Raw genomic sequence first — 20,769 nt, 5'->3', positions numbered from 1 at the left:
TTGTGATAACTTAACCAATTCAATATCAATCAATAAAACACAATCCTAAAACAATGGGGCTTATTGTGAACAAACCAATCAATCTGGCCGTACTTGGTCTAGGCACAGTCGGTACAGGTGTACTGACACTTATTAAGGATAATTTGGACGAACTGACTCGTCGTAGTGGTCGTCAAATCAAAGTAACTCACGCTGGTACTCGTCGCCAGCGTGATGACATTGACAGCACCATTCAACAAAGTGCTGACTTGATGGCGATTGCAGAATCGGACGATGTGGACATTGTCATTGAGGTTATTGGCGGTACTGATGTTGCCAAAGAAGTCATCATGCACGCCATTCGCCACAAAAAACACATTGTCACCGCCAATAAAGCCTTGCTTGCCAAACACGGCAACGAAATCTTTGCTTTGGCAGAAGAACACGGCGTACAAGTGCGTTATGAAGCGTCAGTCGCAGGTGGTATTCCCATCATCAAAATCGTCCGTGAAGCCTTAGCCGCCAACAAAGTGGACTGGCTGGCTGGCATCATCAATGGCACGGGCAACTTCATCATGAGCGAAATGCAACTAAAAAATCGCAAATTCGATGAAGTGCTTGCCGAAGCTCAGGCCTTAGGCTATGCCGAAGCAGACCCTACTTTTGATGTTGAGGGCATTGATGCTGCCCATAAGCTATCCTTGTTGGCATCGATTGCATTTGGTTTGCCCATTCAGTTTGATAAAGTGTACTGCGAAGGCATCACCAAAATCCACCTGCAAGATGTGGTCTATGCCAAAGAGCTGGGCTACACCATCAAACATCTAGGCTTTGCCATTCGCCGTGAAACTGGCATTGAGCTGCGTGTACACCCAACGCTCATTCCAGAAGAAACCTTGCTTGCCAATGTCAATGGCGTAAAAAATGCCGTGATGATTGACGCTCACCCATTAGGACAATCATTGTATTATGGCGATGGTGCTGGTGCTGGTGCAACCGCCTCTGCGGTGATGGCTGATGTGATGGATTTGGTGCGTGGCATGGATTGCAATCAGCATGGCAGCGTGCCACACTTGGCATTTTCGCCCCAAAAACTCCTTGATACCCCAATCCTAACCAGTGATGAAATGACCTCTGGTTACTATCTACGCCTGACTGTCAAAGATGAACTGGGCGTGCTGGCTGATGTCACTCGCATTCTTAGCGATAATGGCATCAACATCGATGCCATCTTACAGCACGATGACCATAAGCAAACAGGAGAAGTTCCTGTGATTATCCTGATTCAGCCTGTCATCGAAAAACAGATGAATAACGCCATCAGCAAAATCGAAAGCCTAGATGCAGTCATCGAACCTGTGGTGCGTATCCGTCTAGAAAGCCTAAACTAAGCGTTTTTAGGCAAACAAAAAACCACCCAATAACAGCTGGGTGGTTTTTTTGTACATCGCTTAGATGCGTCGCCAAGTTGTACCAGCACGACCATCTTCTAGCTCAATGCCCAATGCTTTTAATTCTTCACGAATTTGGTCAGCTTTGGCAAAATCCTTATTGGCTTTGGCGTCTTTGCGTTCAAGGATTTTTTGTTCAATCATGTCATCAGATAAGCCATCTTCCACATCGCCAATCTTGGCTTGCAAGAATGCCGATGGATTATGTTGGGCAATGTTTAGCACGCCTGCCAGAGTTTTTAGAGTGCTGGCAAATGCCTGTACTTGTGCTTCATCGCCCGCCTTAATCGCACGGTTAATCTCGCCACTCAACCCAAACAAGACACTGACCGCTTTGGCGGTATTAAAATCATCATTCATCGCTTGGGTAAATTCTCGCCCAGCCTCGCTTGCCCAAGCCTCACTTGATGAGTGAATCGGAGCAATACTTTCAGCAGCTTTTAGTGATTGATAAATGCGGCTTAAAGCGGTATGGCTTTCTTTTAGGGCAGCATCAGAGAAATTGACAGGACTGCGATAATGGCTGGATAATAAGAAAAAACGCACCGTTTCTGGGTGGAATTTTGCCAACACATCACGAATCGTAAAAAAATTCCCCAAAGATTTACTCATCTTTTCGCCATCAATGTTGATGAATCCCATGTGCAGCCAATTATTGGCATAAGTCTTGCCACTCACGCCCTCACTTTGGGCAATCTCATTTTCATGGTGTGGAAATTGCAAATCATGCCCACCGCCATGAATGTCAAAAGTCTCTCCAAGACAGCAAGTGCTCATCGCTGAGCATTCAATATGCCAGCCAGGACGACCCAGACCCCAAGGCGACTGCCAATGTGGTTCGGACGGCTTGGCTGATTTCCAAAGAACAAAATCAAATGGATTGTGCTTATCATCAGCTTCATTCACTCGCTCAGAAGCACCAGCTTGCATGTCAGCCAATTTTCGCTTAGACAGCTTGCCATAATCGGCAAACTTATCCACCGCATAGTACACATCACCACCCTCTCCTTGATAGGCAAGATTTTTTTTGATGAGTTTATCAATGATGGCTTGCATGTCATCGATGTGGTCTGTTGCTTTTGGTTCTTGGTCTGGCACAGCACAGCCCAACGCCTGCTCATCTTCGTGCATTGCATCGATAAATCTTGTGGTCAGCTCGCCAATGGTTTCACCATTCTCGCCTGCTCGTTTGATGATTTTATCGTCAATGTCTGTGATGTTTCGCACATAATTGACCTCATAGCCCAACTGTCTTAGCCAGCGGACAATCACATCAAAACCAACCATCACACGAGCATGACCCATATGGCAATAATCATACACCGTCATGCCACACACATACATGCCCACTTTGCCCGCCTGCATTGGCACAAAGGGGTGTTTTTTTGCGGTCAAAGTATCATACAAGACCAACTCTTTTTGGGTGTCCATCGGTGCTGTCATAAAAGATTGCCTTTTTTATCTTCATAAATCATCAAAGTTGCAATCATAGCAAAATTTCTCAAAAAAATAAATCTTTGCCCGTCAAGTTTTGGCGGATTTACCCAAAAGAAAACCATCAATCCAAAGCAAACGCTCTTCATATCTTAGATGGCATTGATGGGTTTCTATCCATGCTTTTATCACGCATGACAAATCGACAATGCTTTTATCAATAAAGCAATGACACATGAATGCCTGTCATCAACTGCCACAAAAAATTTAGCCGCATTAACCACAGTCTGTGATTATTTTTTATTGGTTTTATTTTTCAAGGCAAGATGAGCTTGCACAATCATCAAAATACAACTTGCATGAACAACATCAAATGCCAACAACGTTTGACCACAGTGATGAGCAATTCATGCCATCAAATATCCATGCCTGCAAACAAAAACGACCAGCAAAAAACTGGTCGTTTTATTCATTGGCAAAAAGATTTTATTGATAGCGTGGCTTGGTAAACACAAACTGACCGTTTTGATATTCCACCAAAATGGTGTCGCCTGCCACAAACTCGCCTGCCAACAGCTTTTGAGCCAGTGGATTTTCCAGTTCCTGCTGAATGGCTCGTTTGAGCGGTCTTGCACCAAATACAGGGTCATAGCCAATCTGTACCAACTGATTCATCGCCTCATCGCTGATGTTTAGTGACAAATCTCTATCAGCAAGTCTGCCACGCAAGCGGTCAAGCTGTATGCCTGCAATGCCCGTCATCTGCTGACGACCCAAAGCGTGAAATACAACCAATTCATCGATGCGATTGATGAACTCTGGTCTAAAATGCGATGACACCGCCTGCATCACTTCTGCCTTGATGGCATCATACGGCTCATCAACCATCTCCTGAATGGCTTGACTGCCCAAGTTGGAAGTCATGATGATGACGGTATTTTTAAAGTTTACCACACGACCCTGACTATCGGTCAATCGACCATCGTCCAAGACTTGTAGCAAGATATTAAACACATCAGGGTGTGCCTTTTCTACCTCATCAAACAGCACAACGCTATAAGGCTTGCGACGCACCGCTTCTGTCAAAACACCACCCTCCTCATAGCCAACATAGCCAGGAGGTGCACCCACCAGACGGCTGACGCTGTGTTTTTCCATAAATTCACTCATGTCAATCCGCACCAACGCATCTTCATCATCGAACAAAAAGCTCGTCAATGCTTTGGTTAATTCGGTCTTGCCCACACCCGTAGGCCCTAAGAATAGGAACGAGCCACTTGGCTTGTTTGGGTCGGATAAGCCAGAACGACTGCGACGCACCGCATTGGCAACCGCAGTCACCGCCTCATTTTGGCTGATGACTCGCTCGTGCAAGATACGCTCCATAGACAGTAATTTTTCACGCTCGCCTTGCATCATCTTGGCAACAGGAATGCCTGTGGCGGCAGACACCACTTCGGCAATCTCATTGTCCGTCACTTTATTACGCAAAAGCTTGGGTGTATCTGCCTCATCATGCTGCTCATCGGCAATTTTCTTTTCAAGCTCTGGAATCACGCCATATTGCAGACGACCTGCTTCGGCAAAATCCCCCTCTCGTTGGGCTTTTTCTAAGGCAATGCGTGCTTTATCAAGCTCGATTTGGGCGTGCTTAGTGCCTTCAACCAATGCTTTTTCAGATTTCCAAATCTCCTCCAATTCGGTGTATTCTCGGCTTAGCTCATCAATTTGGGCTTGCAGATGTTCAACCTGAGCTTTTGACCCTGCATCTTCTTCTTTTTTAATGGTTTCAAGCTGCATTTTTAGCTGAATGATACGGCGGTCAAGTTTATCCAAACTCTCAGGCTTGCTGTCCAGCTCCATCTTGATGCGAGATGCCGCTTCGTCAATCAAATCAATGGCTTTGTCAGGCAACTGTCGGTCGGTGATGTATCGATGACTCATCTTGGCAGCAGCGATGATGGCACTGTCTAGGATTTTGACACCATGATGTAGCTCATAGCGTTCTTTTAGTCCTCGCAAGATGGCAATGGTATCCTCGACACTGGGTTCATCGACTTGTACTTTTTGAAAACGGCGTTCTAGTGCTGGGTCTTTTTCGATGTATTGGCGGTATTCGTCCAGCGTGGTTGCTCCCACACAGCGAAGTTCGCCACGAGCTAGGGCAGGCTTTAACATATTGCCTGCATCCATCGCTCCGCTGGTTTTGCCAGCACCAACCATGGTGTGCAGCTCATCAATGAACAAAATCACATTGCCATCTTGTTTGGCAAGTTCATTGAGAACAGATTTGAGGCGTTCTTCAAACTCGCCATGATATTTCGCCCCAGCAATCAAAGACCCCATATCCAATGACAATACCGTCTTGTTTCTTAGGCTTTCTGGCACTTCGCCATTGACGATACGGCTGGCAAGCCCTTCAACAATCGCTGTCTTGCCCACGCCTGCCTCGCCAATCAGTACAGGATTGTTTTTGGTGCGACGAGATAATACCTGAATGGTACGGCGAATTTCATCATCTCGCCCAATAACAGGGTCAAGTTTACCTGCCAACGCTCGCTCAGTCAGGTTGATGGTGTATTTATCTAAGGCTTGGCGGTTTTCTTCGGTATTTTGATTTTGCACGGTTTGGTCTCCACGAATCGTTGTAATGGTTTGGATTAGACTTTGCTCGCTAACACCTGCATTGGCAAAGATTTTTTTGATGTCTGTATCGCCAAATAATGCCAGTATCAGCCATTCCATCGCCACATAGTCATCGCCTGCTTTACTGGCATATTCTTCGGTGCGTTGTAGCACTTTGGCGGCATCAGGACTAATGGATACTTGTCCTGTGGGCGTGCTGATGACCGCTTGGCGTGCCAATAACTCATGAGCAAGCTCATCAATCTTGGCTAGATTCGCCCCAGCCAATGTCAGCATTTGACCAGCAGTTTCGTCTTGACGAAGTGCGGTCAATAGATGCACAGGAGCAATGCTGGTATGCTGTTTGGCAAGACTGATTTGCTGAGCTGATTGTAGCAAGCCTTGCAATTTTCGAGTGTATTTTTCAAAATTCATGTCGTTACCTGATTGTTGATATTTTTTGTTTGATGGCAAATCATCATTTCATAAAATCATCAATGTTTGATTTGCATTCTTGGCATTTATATGATAGATGATGAATTATTTTTCAATCAATGAAGGATTGTCTGGATTGATATTTTTTATAAGTTATTGATTTTATTATTAAATTTTAAATTTTTTAAAATCCCTTGTAATTTTTCACATCATACCCATATAGCAATTACTCATTTATCATGGCAGCTTTGCCTAGGTTTATTATTAAGGAAATCATCATGGCTCGTTTACCCGTCCATACCATCGAATCAGCACCAAGCGAAGCAACAGCTCGCATTGAAGCGGTTCAAAAAGCCAACGGCTTTATCCCAAATCTAATCGGCGTATTGGCAAACTCGCCACAAGCGCTTGAATTTTATCAAGAAGTAAGCAAGCTAAACGGCAAAAACTCATTGACCGCCGAAGAAATTGAAGTCGTGCAAATCACTGCCGCTGCTCATAACGGTTGCAACTTCTGTGTAGCAGGTCACACCAAAATCGGCACACTACGCCTAAAAATGCCAAACGATGTTTTGCAAGCACTACGCAACCGCACCAATATTGATAGCAACGAAAAATACCAAGCTCTTGCTCAGTTTACAATGCAAATCATCGACAAAAAAGGCAAAGTCTCTGATGAAGAGTTGGTAGCATTCAAAACGGCTGGCTACACCGACCAAAGCGTCATTGATGTCATCATGGGTGTGGCATTGGCAGCATTGTGCAATTACAGCATTGGCGTATCACAAGCTGAAATCAACCCAGAGTTGGCAGAATATGCTCCCTAAGCAGTCAGCCTAATCACAAAAAAATCCGCATTTCATCAATGCGGATTTTTGTTTTTGGACGATGGGGCGAGCGTCAATCAAACACCACTGTCTTGACACCATCAATGATGATGCGGTCTTCTAAATGCCATTTGACCGCACGAGCCAGTACATCTCGCTCAATGTCTCGTCCAAGCTCTCTTAAATCGCTCACGCTATACGCATGGCTGACACGCTCCACACCCTGCTCAATGATAGGACCTTCATCAAGCTCGCTGGTCACATAATGAGCGGTCGCTCCGATGAGCTTCACCCCTTTTTCAAAGGCTTGCTTATAAGGATTTGCCCCCACAAAAGCAGGCAAGAATGAATGATGAATGTTAATCACTTTGCCCTGCCATTCATCAACAAAAGTTGGGCTTAAAATCTGCATATAACGAGCCAATACCAGCAAATCATTGCCTACCATCTCTTGGCTGATTTGAGCATAGGCAGCCTCTTTGCCTGCTTCATCTTTTGGCACAGGAATATGGACAAATTCGATGCCAAAGCGTTCGGTGGCTTCTTTGAGTGCCAAATGGTTTGAAATCACTTTGGTAATCACACAAGGCAAGGCTCCATGACTGTATCGCCACAACAGTTCAAGCAAGGCATGGTCTTCTTTGGAAACCAAAATACCCACTTTTTTTGGTTCATCATTATAGCTAAGTCGCCAATCCATCGCAAATGCTTGGGCAACACGCTCAAAACCCTCTGACAACGACTGTTTTTTGGCATTAAGCTGATTCAGATGAAACTCCACACGCATGAAATATTTGCCACCATACGCTTCTGTGGTGTGCTGGTCTAGACTGATGATGTTCGCCCCTTGTTCATACAAAAATCCAGAAACCGCCTGCACGATACCAGATTGGTCTTGGCAAGTGACCAGCAGTCTTGCCACTTGGCTTTCACAGCCTTCACAATTACTCATAATATCATCTCTATTTGATTTTATTGCTAACATTGTTGAAATAAAAAAGCGTGGCAATTTGGTTCCACGCTTATTTGGACTATTGTACAAATTTATGCTCATTTGTCAATTTAAGTTTTGTTCATTTTGACCAAAAATCTTTTAACCAAGAAGCAGTCCATCGTCCGCCACAGTTTCGCCACGAGTTTTTTCAAACATCGCCAGCAAATCCTGCACGCTCATGCCTCGCCTGTCATCGCCTGACACATCAAGCACCACCTGCCCTTGATGCAGCATCACGGTGCGAGTGCCGTGCGTCAATGCCTGCTGCATCGAATGCGTTACCATCATGGTGGTCAGATGGTTTTCTTGGACAATTTGGTCGGTCAAATCAAGCACAAAAGCGGCTGTTTTTGGGTCAAGAGCAGCAGTATGTTCATCAAGCAATAGAATCTTAGATGGTTGCAAACTAGCCATCAACAAACTGACCGCTTGGCGTTGCCCACCAGACAATAGTCCAATGCGGTCGGTCAATCGATTTTCTAAGCCCAGTTTTAGCACAGACAGTTTTTCACGAAATAAGGCACGATTGCCAGCATTTAACGCCCCAAGCAGTCCACGAGACCTGCCACGCTGATATGCCAACGCCATATTCTCTTCGATGGTTAAAGCCTCACAAGTACCCGCCATCGGGTCTTGAAAAACTCGTGCCACTCTTGATGCACGCTGATGTGTGCTTTGTTTGGTCACATCAATGCCATCAATTTTGATACTGCCACTATCCACCCTGACCGCACCGCTGATGGCATTGAGCAAAGTTGATTTGCCAGCACCATTTGTGCCAATGACGGTCACAAATTCGCCTTGCTCAATATGTAAATTTAGCCCACGCAAAGCAGGATTTTCAATCGGTGTACCAGCATTAAAAGTCAGCCGTAAATTGGTTGCTTGCATCATATTAGACCACCTTTCGCTTGGCAAATAGTTTATTTTTTTGTGCTGACACCACCAATAAAATAACAACCAGCACAGCGGTAACCAAATTTAGGTCTTGGGATTTAAAGCCAATGTCTCGTAAAACATCGCTGGATAGTGCCAGCTGAATAAAAAAGCGATACAACACAGAGCCCAAAATCACCGACAAAGTCAGCCAAAAGATTCGCTTGGCAGAGATGATTGCCTCACCCATGATGACCGCCACCAAGCCAATCACAATCGTGCCAATACCAATGGAAACATCAGAAAATGCTTGCGTCTGCACAAATAGCGACCCCGCCAACGCAACCAAGCCATTAGAAATCGCCATGCCCACAATGGTCATTCTACCAGTATTGATGCCTTGTGCCTGAGCCATTTTGGCATTTGAACCTGTTGCACGCATCGATAAACCCATCTGCGTACCAAAAAACCAGTCCAAGATGAGCTTAACAACAAGCACAATCATGGCAAGCAAAATCACATTGCCCCACACACCAAAATCTGTCATGGTCTGAAAAATGGTTGGCTGTCCCAATAATGAAATATTAGGCGAATTCATGATTCGTAGATTGACCGACCACAATGCTGTCATTGTTAAAATGCCAGCCAGTAGTTGTAGCACACCCAGCTTAATATGCAGCCACGCAGTGATGACACCTGCCATCATGCCTGCCATCATACCAAAAATACAAGCAAACCAAGGATTGATGCCAGCCACGATACTGACAGCTGTTACAGCACCCCCAAGCGGAAAGCTACCGTCCGCCGTCAAATCAGGAAAATCCAAAATGCGAAAAGAAATCAGCACGCCAAGTGCCATCAAAGCATAAATCAGACCGCTTTCTAATGCCGCTGCCAATCCAATCAAATTCATCGGCTTATCATCTCATCAAAAAATTAATACAAACGCTCATTATATCAAATATCGCCCCATCAAGCGACATGAAGCGTATAAAATCCCATTCATTTGTTTTATTCAATAAAAAAACCGCCCAATTTAGTAATTGAGCGGTTTTGTTTATTGATGGCTTAGCTTAACTGAGCCACGCTGATTTTGTCAGCTTTTTGGGTGTAGTCAGTCATTTGGTCGAAGTTTAAATAATTATAAACTTCTGCTTCCATCGATGACAACTTGCCAGCGTATGCCATGTACTCTTCTACGGTAGGCAGTTTGCCAAGTACAGAAGCCACAGAGGCAAGCTCAGCAGATGCCAAGTACACATTCGCTCCTTGACCCAGACGGTTCGGGAAGTTACGGGTTGAGGTCGAAACCGCTGTTGAGTTTGGTGCGATACGAGCTTGGTTACCCATACATAGTGAGCAGCCAGGCATTTCGGTTCTAGCACCCGCTTGGGCGTAAGTATTGTAATAACCTTCGTCCATCAGCTGGCGTTCGTCCATCTTGGTTGGTGGTGCAATCCATAGACGGGTAGATAGACTGCCTGCTGGCACTTCGGCAAGTAGCTTACCTGCGGCACGGAAATGACCGATGTTAGTCATACAAGAACCGATGAACACTTCGTCAATCTTATCGCCAGCCACTTCTGACAATAACTTAGCATCATCTGGGTCATTTGGACAGCATAGGATTGGCTCTTTGATTTCTGACAAATCAATTTCATACACTTTGGCGTATTCCGCATCTTCATCTGCTTTTAATAGGCTTGGGTTATCCAGCCATTTTTGCATATTTTCAGCACGGCGTGATAGTGTACGAGCATCGCCATAACCTTCGGCAATCATCCATTTAAGCATGACGATGTTTGAACGCAGGTATTCAGCCACTTTTTCTTCTGATACGGTGATGGCACAGCCAGCCGCTGAACGCTCTGCTGATGCGTCTGACAATTCAAAGGCTTGCTCAACAGTCAAGTCATTTTCCATCTCGGTTAGGTCAATCTCCAAGATACGACCTGAGAAAATGTTTTTCTTGCCCTTCTTCTCAACAGTCAAATCGCCCTCTTTGATGGCATAGTAAGGAATAGCATGTACCAAATCACGCAAAGTGATGCCAGGCTGCATTTTACCTTTAAACTTAACAAGCACAGACTCAGGCATATCAAGAGGCATGACACCTGTTGCTGCCGCAAATGCTACAAGACCAGAACCTGCTGGGAATGAAATACCGATAGGGAAACGAGTGTGCGAGTCGCCACCAGTACCAACGGTATCAGGCAATAGCATACGGTTTAGCCATGAGTGAATCACGCCATCACCTGGGCGAAGTGAGACACCACCACGATTCATGATAAAGTCAGGTAGGGTGTGATGCGTGACCACATCGATGGGCTTAGGATAAGCAGCAGTATGGCAGAAAGACTGCATGACTAGGTCAGATGAGAAGCCTAGGCACGCCAAGTCTTTTAGCTCATCACGGGTCATTGGACCTGTGGTATCTTGTGAGCCGACTGTTGTCATCTTAGGTTCGCAGTAGGTGCCAGGGCGAATGCCTTGACCTTCTGGCAGACCGCAAGCACGACCAACCATTTTTTGAGCCAAAGTAAAGCCCTTGCCTGTATCAGCAGGTTGCTCTGGGGTGCGGAACAGGGTTGAAGCTGGCAAACCAAGAGCTTCACGAGCCTTGCCAGTCAAGCTACGACCGATGATGAGGTTGATACGACCACCAGCACGCACTTCATCAAGCAATACAGGGGTTTTTAGCTGGCTTTGAGCGATTTGCACATCATTTTTGAATGCTGTGACGGTTGCGGTGCTATGGTCGATTTTTAGGGTAACTTCATCGCCCATGTTCATGTCAGTAACATCAATTTCTACTGGCAATGCACCAGCGTCTTCCATGGTGTTAAAGAAAATCGGTGCAATTTTGCCACCCAAGCACACACCGCCATCTCGCTTGTTTGGAATGTGCGGAATGTCATCGCCAAAGAACCATAGCACTGAGTTGGTGGCTGATTTACGGCTTGAACCTGTACCCACGACATCGCCCACATAGGCCACAGGATTGCCCTTAGCAATCAGCTCTTTAATCTGGGTCAAAGGGCCAACTTCGCCTGGTTTTTCTGGATTGATGCCATCACGAGTGTTTTTAAGCATGGCATTGGCGTGCAATGGAATGTCAGGACGACTCCACGCATCTTGGGCAGGTGATAGGTCATCGGTATTGGTTTCGCCTGTTACTTTAAAGACAGTGATTTTTAGCTCACTTGGCACATCAGGACGGCTGGTGAACCACTCAGCATCTGCCCACGATTGTAGTACCGCTTTGGCGTTTTCGTTGCCTGCTTTGGCTTTTTCTTCAACATCATGAAAGGCATCAAAGACAAGCAAGGTTTTTTTCAACGCATCTGCCGCCAAGCCGCCAAGTTCCTCGTCATCAAGCAAGCTGATAAGCGGTTCAACATTATAGCCACCAAGCATGGTGCCAAGCAGATATACCGCACGCTCTTTTGATACCAAAGGAGAGGTTGCTTCGCCCTTTGCTACTGCATTTAAGAATGCCGCCTTAACATAAGCTGCTTGGTCCACGCCTGCTGGCACACGATTTTCTAGCAAATCTACCAAATAAGCTTCCTCGCCTGCTGGTGGGTTTTTTAGCAATGCAATTAAATCGGCAGTTTGTGTATCGGTCAGTGGTTGTGGAGGCACGCCAAGTGCAGCACGCTCTTCGACATGAGCTCTATATTGTTCTAACATAACTAAATTCCTCTTTTGGTAAAATAAAACCGTCTCATTGGTGCTTAATCAAATCAAGTGCCTAGAGAGTTTGTTATCATTGATTGTATTTTGTCAGCGACAATACTTTGGCTATAATAATAGCCGAAAACCGATGCAATTACAAAATACACAAATCAATAGCCAACATTTTTTTAAAAAATACCGCCTTGAAAATTTCAAAATACCATAAATTACATAAAAAGTATAATATTTTCTCAAAAATCTTGCCCAGCGTTATTTATCTTCATACTTCTCTTTAAATTCTTTCATGGATTTTCCTTGTTTGATTAAAAAAATCAATAAAATTGCAATCAACATTGGTGCTGCCACATTGGGGAAGCCCTGATTGTATATTTTCCACTCAGCAAAACCAACGACAGGGGCGATAATCAAAATCGCATACAAAAATCTTAGCAGCCATTTGTATGCTTTTTCATACATTTCATCATTTGTTTTGGGCATTTTTTATCCATAATTTTGTTGTGGTTATGGGCATTATGGCAAAATTTTATTCATTTGACAATAGTCAAAATTGGTGCAGCTGGCTTGAATTTTTGCAAAATAGCACAAGATAGTCTTGGTGATTTTTGCATATATTTTTTTGACAAATTGGCGTATAATAAGCCAAATTTTATCATTGTGAATCATTAGGAAATATTGTGAGCGTTCAGACCTTTACACCAGAAGCAAAGCCCGCCCCAAAAAAAGCTGTTCAAGGCGAAAAATTGCGTGGCTACGATAAAGTTGCTCGTATCCCAATCAAAGTCATTCCAACCGTAGAAACACCAAAAAAACCAGACTGGATTCGTGTCAAGCTGTCCAGTCCTGCCGAAGTTGAACGCATTAAGACCACGCTTCGCAAACAAAAGCTCTACACCGTCTGCGAAGAAGCTGCTTGCCCAAACCTGCCCCAATGTTTTGGCGATGGCACAGCGACTTTTATGATTATGGGCGATATTTGTACTCGCCGTTGTCCGTTTTGTGAAGTGGCTCACGGCAGACCCAACCCCTTAGATGTGGACGAGCCACGCCACACCGCTGAGACCATTTTGGGACTTGGGTTAAAGTACGCTGTCATCACCAGCGTGGATAGAGATGACCTCAAAGATGGCGGTGCAGGACATTTTGCCGAAGTGATTACCGAAAGTCGCAAATTATCGCCAAATTGCTTGATTGAAATTCTAGTCCCCGATTTTCGTGGACGAGAGCAAGTCGCCCTAGATGTACTGACCGAAACTGCCCCAGATGTCTTTAATCACAACATTGAGACCGTGCCACGCCTATACAAGGCATTCCGTCCTGGTTCTGATTATCAACATTCCTTAAATCTGCTCAAAGAATATAAAGCTCGCCGTCCAGACATCGCCACCAAATGTGGATTTATGGTGGGCTTGGGCGAAACCGAAGAAGAAGTCTATGCCCTACTTGACGACCTAAAAGCCCACGATGTGGACATCATCACCATCGGTCAGTACCTTGCCCCTAGCAAAAACCACGCCCCTGTGGAGCGATATGTACACCCTGACGAATTTGCCAGATACACCGAATATGGCAAAAAATTGGGCTTTTTTAACATCTGGGCAAATCCAATGGTGCGTTCAAGCTACTTTGCCGACCGCCAATACTATGGCGAAGACTGCCCACCACCTGTGCGTAGCTCCAAAGCACTTGCCGAAGAAAAATTAGCAAAAGCAGAAAAAGGCGAGAAGGTTGGGTGTTTGTAAAATAGTAAAAAAATGGGGCGAGTTTTTCGTCCCATTTGCAAATTAATTAGTCATAAGTGATGGCAATTGTCTATGCTAACATTTAACAAATTCATCATTGCATTATCTTTAATATTTTGTGCAAATAATGTAAGTCAAGCCAATCCGCCTAATGACAATACCTTTTCTCTAAGGGCAGAAAAGTATTTTAGTTATTATGATAAAAACTTTGATTTTACACGGCAATGCTTTAAACCAACTGTTATCAAAACTGGCGAATTAGACTATATTAATAATTATACAGGCTGTTTGGTTGATGGATTGGCACATGATATTAATGATGGTAAGCATGGATATGTGGATAAAGATGGCAAAACTGTCATTGCTCATCAATTTAAAAGTGCAAGTTCATTCTCTGATGGCTTGGCAAGGGTTAGCGTGGTAGATAATAAAAGCATGACTGGTCAGAGATTTGGTTATATTGATAAGACAGGAACATTTGTCATTAAACCCACTTATATTTTAGGCTACGATTATAGTGAAGGTTTGATTGCTGTACTTAATGAAAATCTTAAATATGGTTTTATTGATAAAAATGGTAATACCATCTTGCCCTTTATTTATGATTTTCCGCATGATTTTAATTCGCCCAATTATTTTGATAATCACATTTATGCTCAGCACGCTTATGTATTTTATGATGGTGTTGCCTTGGTTTTATTAAATGACAAATGGCAATTTATTGATAAACAAGGCAACACGGTTGAATATTTAACGCAATAACATTATGACTTCCAAAACCATTCTCTCCTCCAACGGCATTCATCGCCTACACCACACCTTTTTTGTTCCGACAGGCGAGATTAAAGCAAGCCTGCTTATCGTACACGGTATGAGCGAGCATGGTGGGCGATACGCCAAGTTTGCCAAATTTCTGGCAGATAACGGCATACTGGTAGCAACTTATGACCAGCTGGGGCATGGGCAAACAGTCAAGGACAAATACGAACTTGGCTTTATTGATGAAAAACACCCTGTACAGACACTGTGCAAAGATGTCATCATCATGGCAGACCAGCTCAAAGAACTTGCACCCAATGTGGCACATTTTATCATGGGGCATTCTATGGGTTCGTTCATCGTGCGTACGGTACTGACCCATCACAGCACTCGATTTGCTGGGGCAATCTTGATGGGAACTGGCAATCATCATGGCATCAAAAACCGCCTGGGACTTGGAATACTTAGTACACTAAACGCCATCTCGCCCAAAAAAACCAATTCCAACATCGCAAGTCTGCTCAATCACCATCTGCTCAGCCAGCTTCGCTCACCCATCAGTGCCTCGCCCTTTGCATGGCTTGCCGAAAATCCACACGCCATCAAAGCCTTTGAAAGCGACCCATTGTGCGGTTTTTGTTTTACCAATAACGGTTTTTATACCTTAATGATGCTCATCAAACAAGCCTGCCTACCTACTTGGTATCAACACATGTCCCAAAATTACCCCATCTTATTAGTTAGTGGCAAAGATGACCCTGTGGGCAATTTGGGGCAAGACATCATCAATTTACAAGAAGAGTTATTAAAAGCTGGCAAACCATCGCCCACCATGCTACTATATCCCAATATGCGACATGAGCCACTACACGAAACCGCCAAACTTGGCGTATATCGTGATATACTAAGCTGGCTCATCAAATCCATGTAATTTTCTCCTTAACCATGATTTAGGAATTGTATTATGTCAAATTTAGAAACCATCATCGAACAAGCCTTTGAAGACCGTGCCAATTTTACCGCCGAAACTGTCTCAGCAGAGATTCGTGACGCTGTTGAGCAAGCCATTGAAGGGCTTGACAATGGCTCATTGCGTGTTGCTGAAAAAATCAACGGCGAATGGGTTGTGCATCAATGGCTAAAAAAAGCTGTTCTACTATCTTTCAAACTAAACGATAACGCCCCAATCGAATCAGGCGATTTGCGTTTTTATGACAAAGTGGCGACCAAGCATGGCAACTGGACAGAAGAACAGTTCAAAGCAGCTGGTGTGCGTGTTGTGCCGCCTGCGGTTGCTCGTCGTGGCTCATATCAAGCAAAAAATGTCGTCTTGATGCCATCTTATGTGAATATCGGTGCTTATGTAGACGAAGGCACGATGGTTGACACTTGGGCAACTGTGGGTTCATGTGCCCAAATCGGCAAAAATGTCCATCTATCAGGCGGTGTAGGCATTGGCGGTGTGCTAGAACCCCTACAAGCCAACCCAACCATCATCGAAGACAACTGCTTCATCGGTGCTCGTTCTGAGATTGTTGAGGGTGTAATTGTTGAAGAGGGCTGTGTCATCTCAATGGGCGTATTCATCGGTCAATCTACTCGCATCTATGACCGTGAAACTGGCGAAATCCATTATGGTCGTGTGCCAGCAGGTTCTGTGGTCGTGCCAGGCAGCCTACCTTCTAAGGACGGCTCGCACAGCCTATATGCCGCCATCATCGTCAAAAAAGTAGATGCACAAACTCGTGCCAAAACCAGCCTAAACGATTTGTTGCGTGCTGAATAATCCACCAAAAAAAACAAAAAAAGCAAGTCATCATGGCTTGCTTTTTTTATTAGGCAAATTATCAAGGTTAGCTAATGTCTTTGGCAATCATCTGTAAGGCAACGCTTGCCATCACCATGCCAGCCGTTGCCGTTACCACAACTGCTGAGCCATAACCACCGCAATTTAGCCCTGATTGGCACGATTTGTTGATGAATTGCGGTTCATCGGAATACACGCATTTTAGCCCAAATTTCGCTCCATTTTTACCAATGCCTCTTTCACGCAGTCGGCTACGCAACTTGGCAAGCAATGGGTCTTGGGTGGTGTCTTTAAGATCTACCACTTTGATGCGAGTTGGATCAATTTTTGCTCCTGCACCGCCAGCGATGACGCATTTGATTTTATGGTAGCGGCAATGCAGTGCCATAGACAACTTAGCATTCATGTCGTCCACACAATCCAACACCACAACACTCCTGCCTTGCGATTTTAGAATCTGCACTTCATCACGACTAGGTAGAATCTGAGCGACATTATCAGCCGTCAAAAAATCATCAATCAGCCTGACCTTGACCTTGGGATTGATGTCCTCAATTCGTCTTGCCATGGTCTCAATCTTGCTTTCGCCAAAAGTTTGACCCAAAGCAGGCAGTTGGCGATTGACATTGCTTGCCACCAAGACATCCAAATCCACCAAAACAATCTCTCCCACCGCCGTGCGAGCCAATGCCTCTGCTGCCCAAGAGCCGACACCGCCCACGCCAATCACATAAACGCAAGCGTTGGTAAATTTATCAAAATCATTGGCATACAGCGTTTGTGTGCCTGTAAATCGTCTATCAAAATCACTCACTTCATTCATAATTCCAGTCCACTCTTAATGCTTCACAACTGTTTTGCCACAATTTTCTTGCCAATGTTTCTTGCTCAATATCAAACATCGTCGCCAAATGAGCGAGCACCCACCGCAGATTGGCAGGCTCATTAAAATGCCCCAAATGCTGACAAGGAACAGGCATCATGTCAGGGCAATCTGTCTCAATCACAAAAGCATCAACGCCATATTTGGCAAATACCGCCATCACGGCACGGTGAAGTTTTTTTGCATTCGGATTGGTGATTTGTCCTGTAATGCCCAGTTTAAAGCCACGCTTAACGAATGCCAATGCCTCCTGCTCGCCACCGCTAAAACTGTGAGCAATACCGCCAAGCTGACTGGCTTGATATTTTTGCTGGGTCAAAATCTGCAAAACCTCGGCATGGCTTTTGCGAATGTGTAATAATATTGGCAACTGATGGTGTTTGGCAAGTGCCACCTGCTCAATAAAAAACGCCTTTTGTTTGGCAAAAATTTCTGCCTCTTGTAAGGCTTTGGGATAAGTATCCAGCCCAATTTCTGCAATCGCCACCGAGCCAAATCTGGTCAAATACTCATCAAGCAATACTAAATCCTTTTCTTCTTGCTCTTGGATATACAAAGGGTGCAATCCAAATGCCACATGAGCCATCGGTGCTTGATTAAAAGTTGCCAGCTCATCTTTAACGGCAAGCATTCGTTCAAAATATTGAGCCATCAAACCAATCAGCACCAAATGACGCACACCTGCATCATGGGCGGATTGAGCGAATGCTTTGCGGTTTTGAGCATATTCAGGCACATCAAAATGAGTGTGCGTATCAATCAGTTTCATCATATTTTTATGGCTTAATCAGCTCGATGGTTTCTTTGATTTTAGGGTGGATAATAAAGGCGATGCCGAGTGATATGGCACTAAGGCAGATGGCACGCTATCACGAGCGGCACTGATGTGCTTGATTGAATCATCGAAGAAAATATGCGGTGCAAAAGTCGTCAAAACATGATTCTTATCCAATCCACCCAAGAAAAACGCCACATCAACAGTCACACCCCAAGCTCGCAATGTCTTGATGGCACGCAAATCGGCAGGTGCATTGCGTGCTGTTACCAAAGCGATACGGATTGGATTGTGTGGTGCATCGGTGCTTTGATTGGGTAATTTTGCCTGTAATTGAGATAATTTAATCAAAAAATCTGCATAAGGACCTTTTTCAATGGGCAAATTTGCCATTTTATGCTCATGTTCATGGAATGCCAAAAGTCCTTGTTCTTGGAAAATCAATTCACTGCTGTCATCGAACAACACCGCATCGCCATCAAAAGCGATACGCAACTGATTGGTGTCAAGCCTATCCATCTGCACAGGAATCACATCAAGCACCGCACAAGCACAGACTTTTGCGTCCACCACTTGCTGAGCGTCCTCATGATTGGTCGTCAAAAATAAATCCACCTTAAAGTCTGCCACATAAGGTGCAACCGCATCGCCTGAGATGAATGCTGAGCGAGTAATACCCAGCCCATAAGATTGAATGGAATTAAGAATCTGAATGCCCAAATCAGGCGTGGATTTTGAGACAACCACCACCTCCACATAAGGCGATTCAATGTCGTTGTGATGGTTGGTTTGATATTGATTAAGTTTTAATAATGCCTCAATCAAGGGATAGCCCGAACCTTTTTTAAGCAGCACCTGTTCACGATCTTGTTGGTATTTTTGATATTTTCTGGCTGCCGTCTTGGGGTCTTTGGCAATCAGCTCAGCCAATTTTTGTTCATTGTCGCTCAAATCAAACAATGCCGTAGCCGATATCGCCACAATCAAAGTCTTTGAAAAATCTACCGCCATTTGAAAAAACTCATTATTGGCAATGCTCTGTTGTCTTCTCCTTTTTGACAGACAAATTGCCATGCATATTTAAAACAATCTGATGGCTTAATTGCTGATTAGCATCACTGCAATAACGAATATTGCCAAAATTCCCTCTGGGTTTGGCGGTATCGCCCATGAATTTCATGTGCGACCTGCCAAGCGATGCGTTCATTTGCAATTTGCCATATCTTAATTCAAACTGCTGACTATGCACCAAAATATCCAAATTGTCAAAACGATTATTGTAATTGTTATCCACAAACACCAGCACTCCTGCCTGCCCATAACGGTCACAATGTCCGCTTGCATTCGTTAAGCACATGATGGTGTCTTTTTGGTGCATCATTGCCGAGATTTTGGCACGCCGAAATGTTTCTAGTAGTGTACTGCTGATATTTTTTGATTCTACACGAGCCATCAACGCCTGATAAGCAGGATAGGCAAACATGGCTAAGACAGCCACAATCATCAAAACCACCATCATTTCTATGAGTGTAAATCCTTTTATCGGTCGCATGTTTATTTTACTCGCCAATGATAAACACTTTTATCAGCCTATCCAAAAATAACTCAATCGTTGTTAAAAGACCTAATCCTGCACATAGTGTATTTGCAGGCTTTCTAAATCCTGATCAATATAAGGTTTCGCCAACCATTTATCATTAAAATGCGGTGCATCATCTTGATGGTAGCAAACCAAATTAAAGTCCAGACCATCACTACCTCTTGGTCTGTTGAAAAAATTATTTTCCTGATAACGATCCGAGACAAACCAAAAACAACGATACCCAATTTGATTAAGATACACAATCAAATCATCTTTTAAATGCGGCAAAGCCTCCACAAAAATGATTGGGCGATGCTTTTTGATAAGATTTTTTGCACCATTTAGGACATTGATTTCAAAACCCTCAGCATCAATCTTTAATAATCGCAAACCATCAAGCTCAGCAAGTGCTGGCTGCGTATCAAGAGAAACAATCTGAACCCATTCTTTGTATTTATTTCCCTCAAATTGACCCTCGCCATCAAAGCCTGCCTCCAAAGAAAAACTACCATAATTCCAAGGAGTATCATAATCAGATGCATCAATTTGCCTTATCTCATTTACCCCCCCACACCAGCGTGGTAAGCAAAAACATTGTTTAGTCCATTTGTAACGATATTAGCAATCAGCGTCTGAAAAATCAACCTTTGCGGCTCAAAACAGAATAATTTGCCACGGTTAATCTTTTGTGCAATAGGTACAGAATGCAATCCAATATTAGAACCAACCTCAATGACATTGTCAGTATTTTGTAATACATGGCGAAAGAACATAACTTCAACTTCGGACCACTCTCCATAGCTGGCTGCATAATGGCTGATAAAATCCCCTTCTATCAGATAAAAATTTCCATACTTTAATCTAAGTAATTTTGTCTTCATAATCCCTCCCAAATCTAAATATA

At 44.2% G+C, this 20,769-nt stretch carries 19 protein-coding genes; 6 read left to right on the top strand and 13 right to left on the bottom strand.

Annotated elements, in window-relative coordinates; all coding sequences use genetic code 11:
- Positions 1–65 precede the first annotated feature (65 nt).
- On the top strand, positions 66–1,370 hold the full coding sequence (locus LU297_RS07220; protein ID WP_263075864.1) for a homoserine dehydrogenase: 1,305 nt from the start codon (positions 66–68) through the stop codon (positions 1,368–1,370).
- A 60-nt stretch (positions 1,371–1,430) separates the two neighbouring features.
- Here the strand turns inward: LU297_RS07220 and cysS are convergent, their stop codons facing one another.
- Together cysS and clpB are read right to left on the bottom strand one after the other, a co-directional pair.
- Positions 1,431–2,873, bottom strand: a complete 1,443-nt coding sequence (cysS, locus tag LU297_RS07215) for a cysteine--tRNA ligase (protein ID WP_263075863.1) — start codon at positions 2,871–2,873, stop codon at positions 1,431–1,433.
- A gap of 477 nt (positions 2,874–3,350) precedes the next feature.
- Positions 3,351–5,924, bottom strand: coding sequence for an ATP-dependent chaperone ClpB (gene clpB, locus LU297_RS07210; protein WP_263075862.1), 2,574 nt, complete (start codon positions 5,922–5,924; stop codon positions 3,351–3,353).
- Positions 5,925–6,202: 278 nt separating this feature from the next.
- On the opposite strand from clpB, the gene LU297_RS07205 reads away from it, so the two are divergent.
- A complete protein-coding gene (locus LU297_RS07205; RefSeq protein WP_263075861.1) occupies positions 6,203–6,751 on the top strand; it encodes a carboxymuconolactone decarboxylase family protein in 549 nt (182 codons plus the stop codon).
- A 73-nt stretch (positions 6,752–6,824) separates the two neighbouring features.
- Here LU297_RS07205 and purU read toward each other — a convergent pair whose 3' ends face one another.
- From purU to LU297_RS07180, 5 genes are all read right to left on the bottom strand, one after another.
- Entirely contained in the window at positions 6,825–7,703 is an 879-nt protein-coding gene (gene purU / locus LU297_RS07200) for a formyltetrahydrofolate deformylase (RefSeq protein WP_263075860.1), read from the bottom strand.
- A gap of 141 nt (positions 7,704–7,844) precedes the next feature.
- On the bottom strand, positions 7,845–8,639 hold the full coding sequence (locus LU297_RS07195) for an ABC transporter ATP-binding protein (RefSeq protein ID WP_263075859.1): 795 nt from the start codon (positions 8,637–8,639) through the stop codon (positions 7,845–7,847).
- Between the two features lies 1 nt (position 8,640).
- Complete coding sequence (locus tag LU297_RS07190; RefSeq protein WP_263075858.1) at positions 8,641–9,534, bottom strand: ABC transporter permease; 894 nt, start codon at positions 9,532–9,534, stop codon at positions 8,641–8,643.
- 155 nt (positions 9,535–9,689) lie between these two features.
- Entirely contained in the window at positions 9,690–12,314 is a 2,625-nt protein-coding gene (locus tag LU297_RS07185) for a bifunctional aconitate hydratase 2/2-methylisocitrate dehydratase (protein ID WP_263075857.1), read from the bottom strand.
- A 255-nt stretch (positions 12,315–12,569) separates the two neighbouring features.
- Positions 12,570–12,797 carry a hypothetical protein gene (locus LU297_RS07180; RefSeq protein WP_263075856.1) on the bottom strand — a complete coding sequence of 76 codons (228 nt, stop codon included), beginning with the start codon at positions 12,795–12,797 and terminating at the stop codon, positions 12,570–12,572.
- A gap of 197 nt (positions 12,798–12,994) precedes the next feature.
- Here LU297_RS07180 and lipA point away from each other — a divergent pair, with 197 nt between their 5' ends.
- The 4 genes from lipA (at position 12,995) to dapD (ending at position 16,604) form a co-directional block, all read left to right on the top strand.
- Positions 12,995–14,059: a lipoyl synthase gene (gene lipA / locus LU297_RS07175; RefSeq protein WP_263075855.1), complete on the top strand. Its 1,065-nt coding sequence runs from the start codon at positions 12,995–12,997 to the stop codon at positions 14,057–14,059.
- Between the two features lie 72 nt (positions 14,060–14,131).
- Positions 14,132–14,821: a WG repeat-containing protein gene (locus tag LU297_RS07170; protein ID WP_263075854.1), complete on the top strand. Its 690-nt coding sequence runs from the start codon at positions 14,132–14,134 to the stop codon at positions 14,819–14,821.
- Positions 14,822–14,825: 4 nt separating this feature from the next.
- The gene (locus LU297_RS07165) at positions 14,826–15,749 is read left to right on the top strand and encodes a lysophospholipase (protein WP_263075853.1); all 924 of its coding nucleotides are present in this window, start codon (positions 14,826–14,828) and stop codon (positions 15,747–15,749) included.
- Between the two features lie 33 nt (positions 15,750–15,782).
- Positions 15,783–16,604, top strand: coding sequence for a 2,3,4,5-tetrahydropyridine-2,6-dicarboxylate N-succinyltransferase (gene dapD / locus LU297_RS07160; protein WP_263075852.1), 822 nt, complete (start codon positions 15,783–15,785; stop codon positions 16,602–16,604).
- A 67-nt stretch (positions 16,605–16,671) separates the two neighbouring features.
- Here the strand turns inward: dapD and LU297_RS07155 are convergent, their stop codons facing one another.
- The 6 genes from LU297_RS07155 to LU297_RS07130 all read right to left on the bottom strand — a co-directional run bounded on the left by LU297_RS07155 (position 16,672) and on the right by LU297_RS07130 (position 20,746).
- Entirely contained in the window at positions 16,672–17,448 is a 777-nt protein-coding gene (locus tag LU297_RS07155) for a tRNA threonylcarbamoyladenosine dehydratase (RefSeq protein WP_263075851.1), read from the bottom strand.
- The gene (locus tag LU297_RS07150; protein ID WP_263075850.1) at positions 17,441–18,280 is read right to left on the bottom strand and encodes a TatD family hydrolase; all 840 of its coding nucleotides are present in this window, start codon (positions 18,278–18,280) and stop codon (positions 17,441–17,443) included. The genes LU297_RS07155 and LU297_RS07150 overlap by 8 nt, the downstream gene beginning before the upstream one ends.
- A gap of 15 nt (positions 18,281–18,295) precedes the next feature.
- Positions 18,296–19,294, bottom strand: coding sequence for a 5'-nucleotidase (locus tag LU297_RS07145; RefSeq protein ID WP_263075849.1), 999 nt, complete (start codon positions 19,292–19,294; stop codon positions 18,296–18,298).
- 13 nt (positions 19,295–19,307) lie between these two features.
- Positions 19,308–19,835 (bottom strand): pilus assembly FimT family protein, encoded by a 528-nt coding sequence (locus LU297_RS07140; protein ID WP_263075848.1) that lies wholly within the window; start codon positions 19,833–19,835, stop codon positions 19,308–19,310.
- A 72-nt stretch (positions 19,836–19,907) separates the two neighbouring features.
- Positions 19,908–20,363 (bottom strand): FkbM family methyltransferase, encoded by a 456-nt coding sequence (locus LU297_RS07135; RefSeq protein ID WP_263075847.1) that lies wholly within the window; start codon positions 20,361–20,363, stop codon positions 19,908–19,910.
- A 62-nt stretch (positions 20,364–20,425) separates the two neighbouring features.
- Positions 20,426–20,746, bottom strand: a complete 321-nt coding sequence (locus LU297_RS07130; RefSeq protein ID WP_263075846.1) for an FkbM family methyltransferase — start codon at positions 20,744–20,746, stop codon at positions 20,426–20,428.
- Between the last annotated feature and the right edge of the window lie 23 nt (positions 20,747–20,769).

This window comes from Moraxella nasicaprae (assembly GCF_025643275.1).
Classification (GTDB): domain Bacteria; phylum Pseudomonadota; class Gammaproteobacteria; order Pseudomonadales; family Moraxellaceae; genus Moraxella; species Moraxella nasicaprae.
The sequence above is the reverse complement of the archived record's forward strand: the minus strand, read 5'-3'. Positions and strand labels throughout refer to the sequence as shown.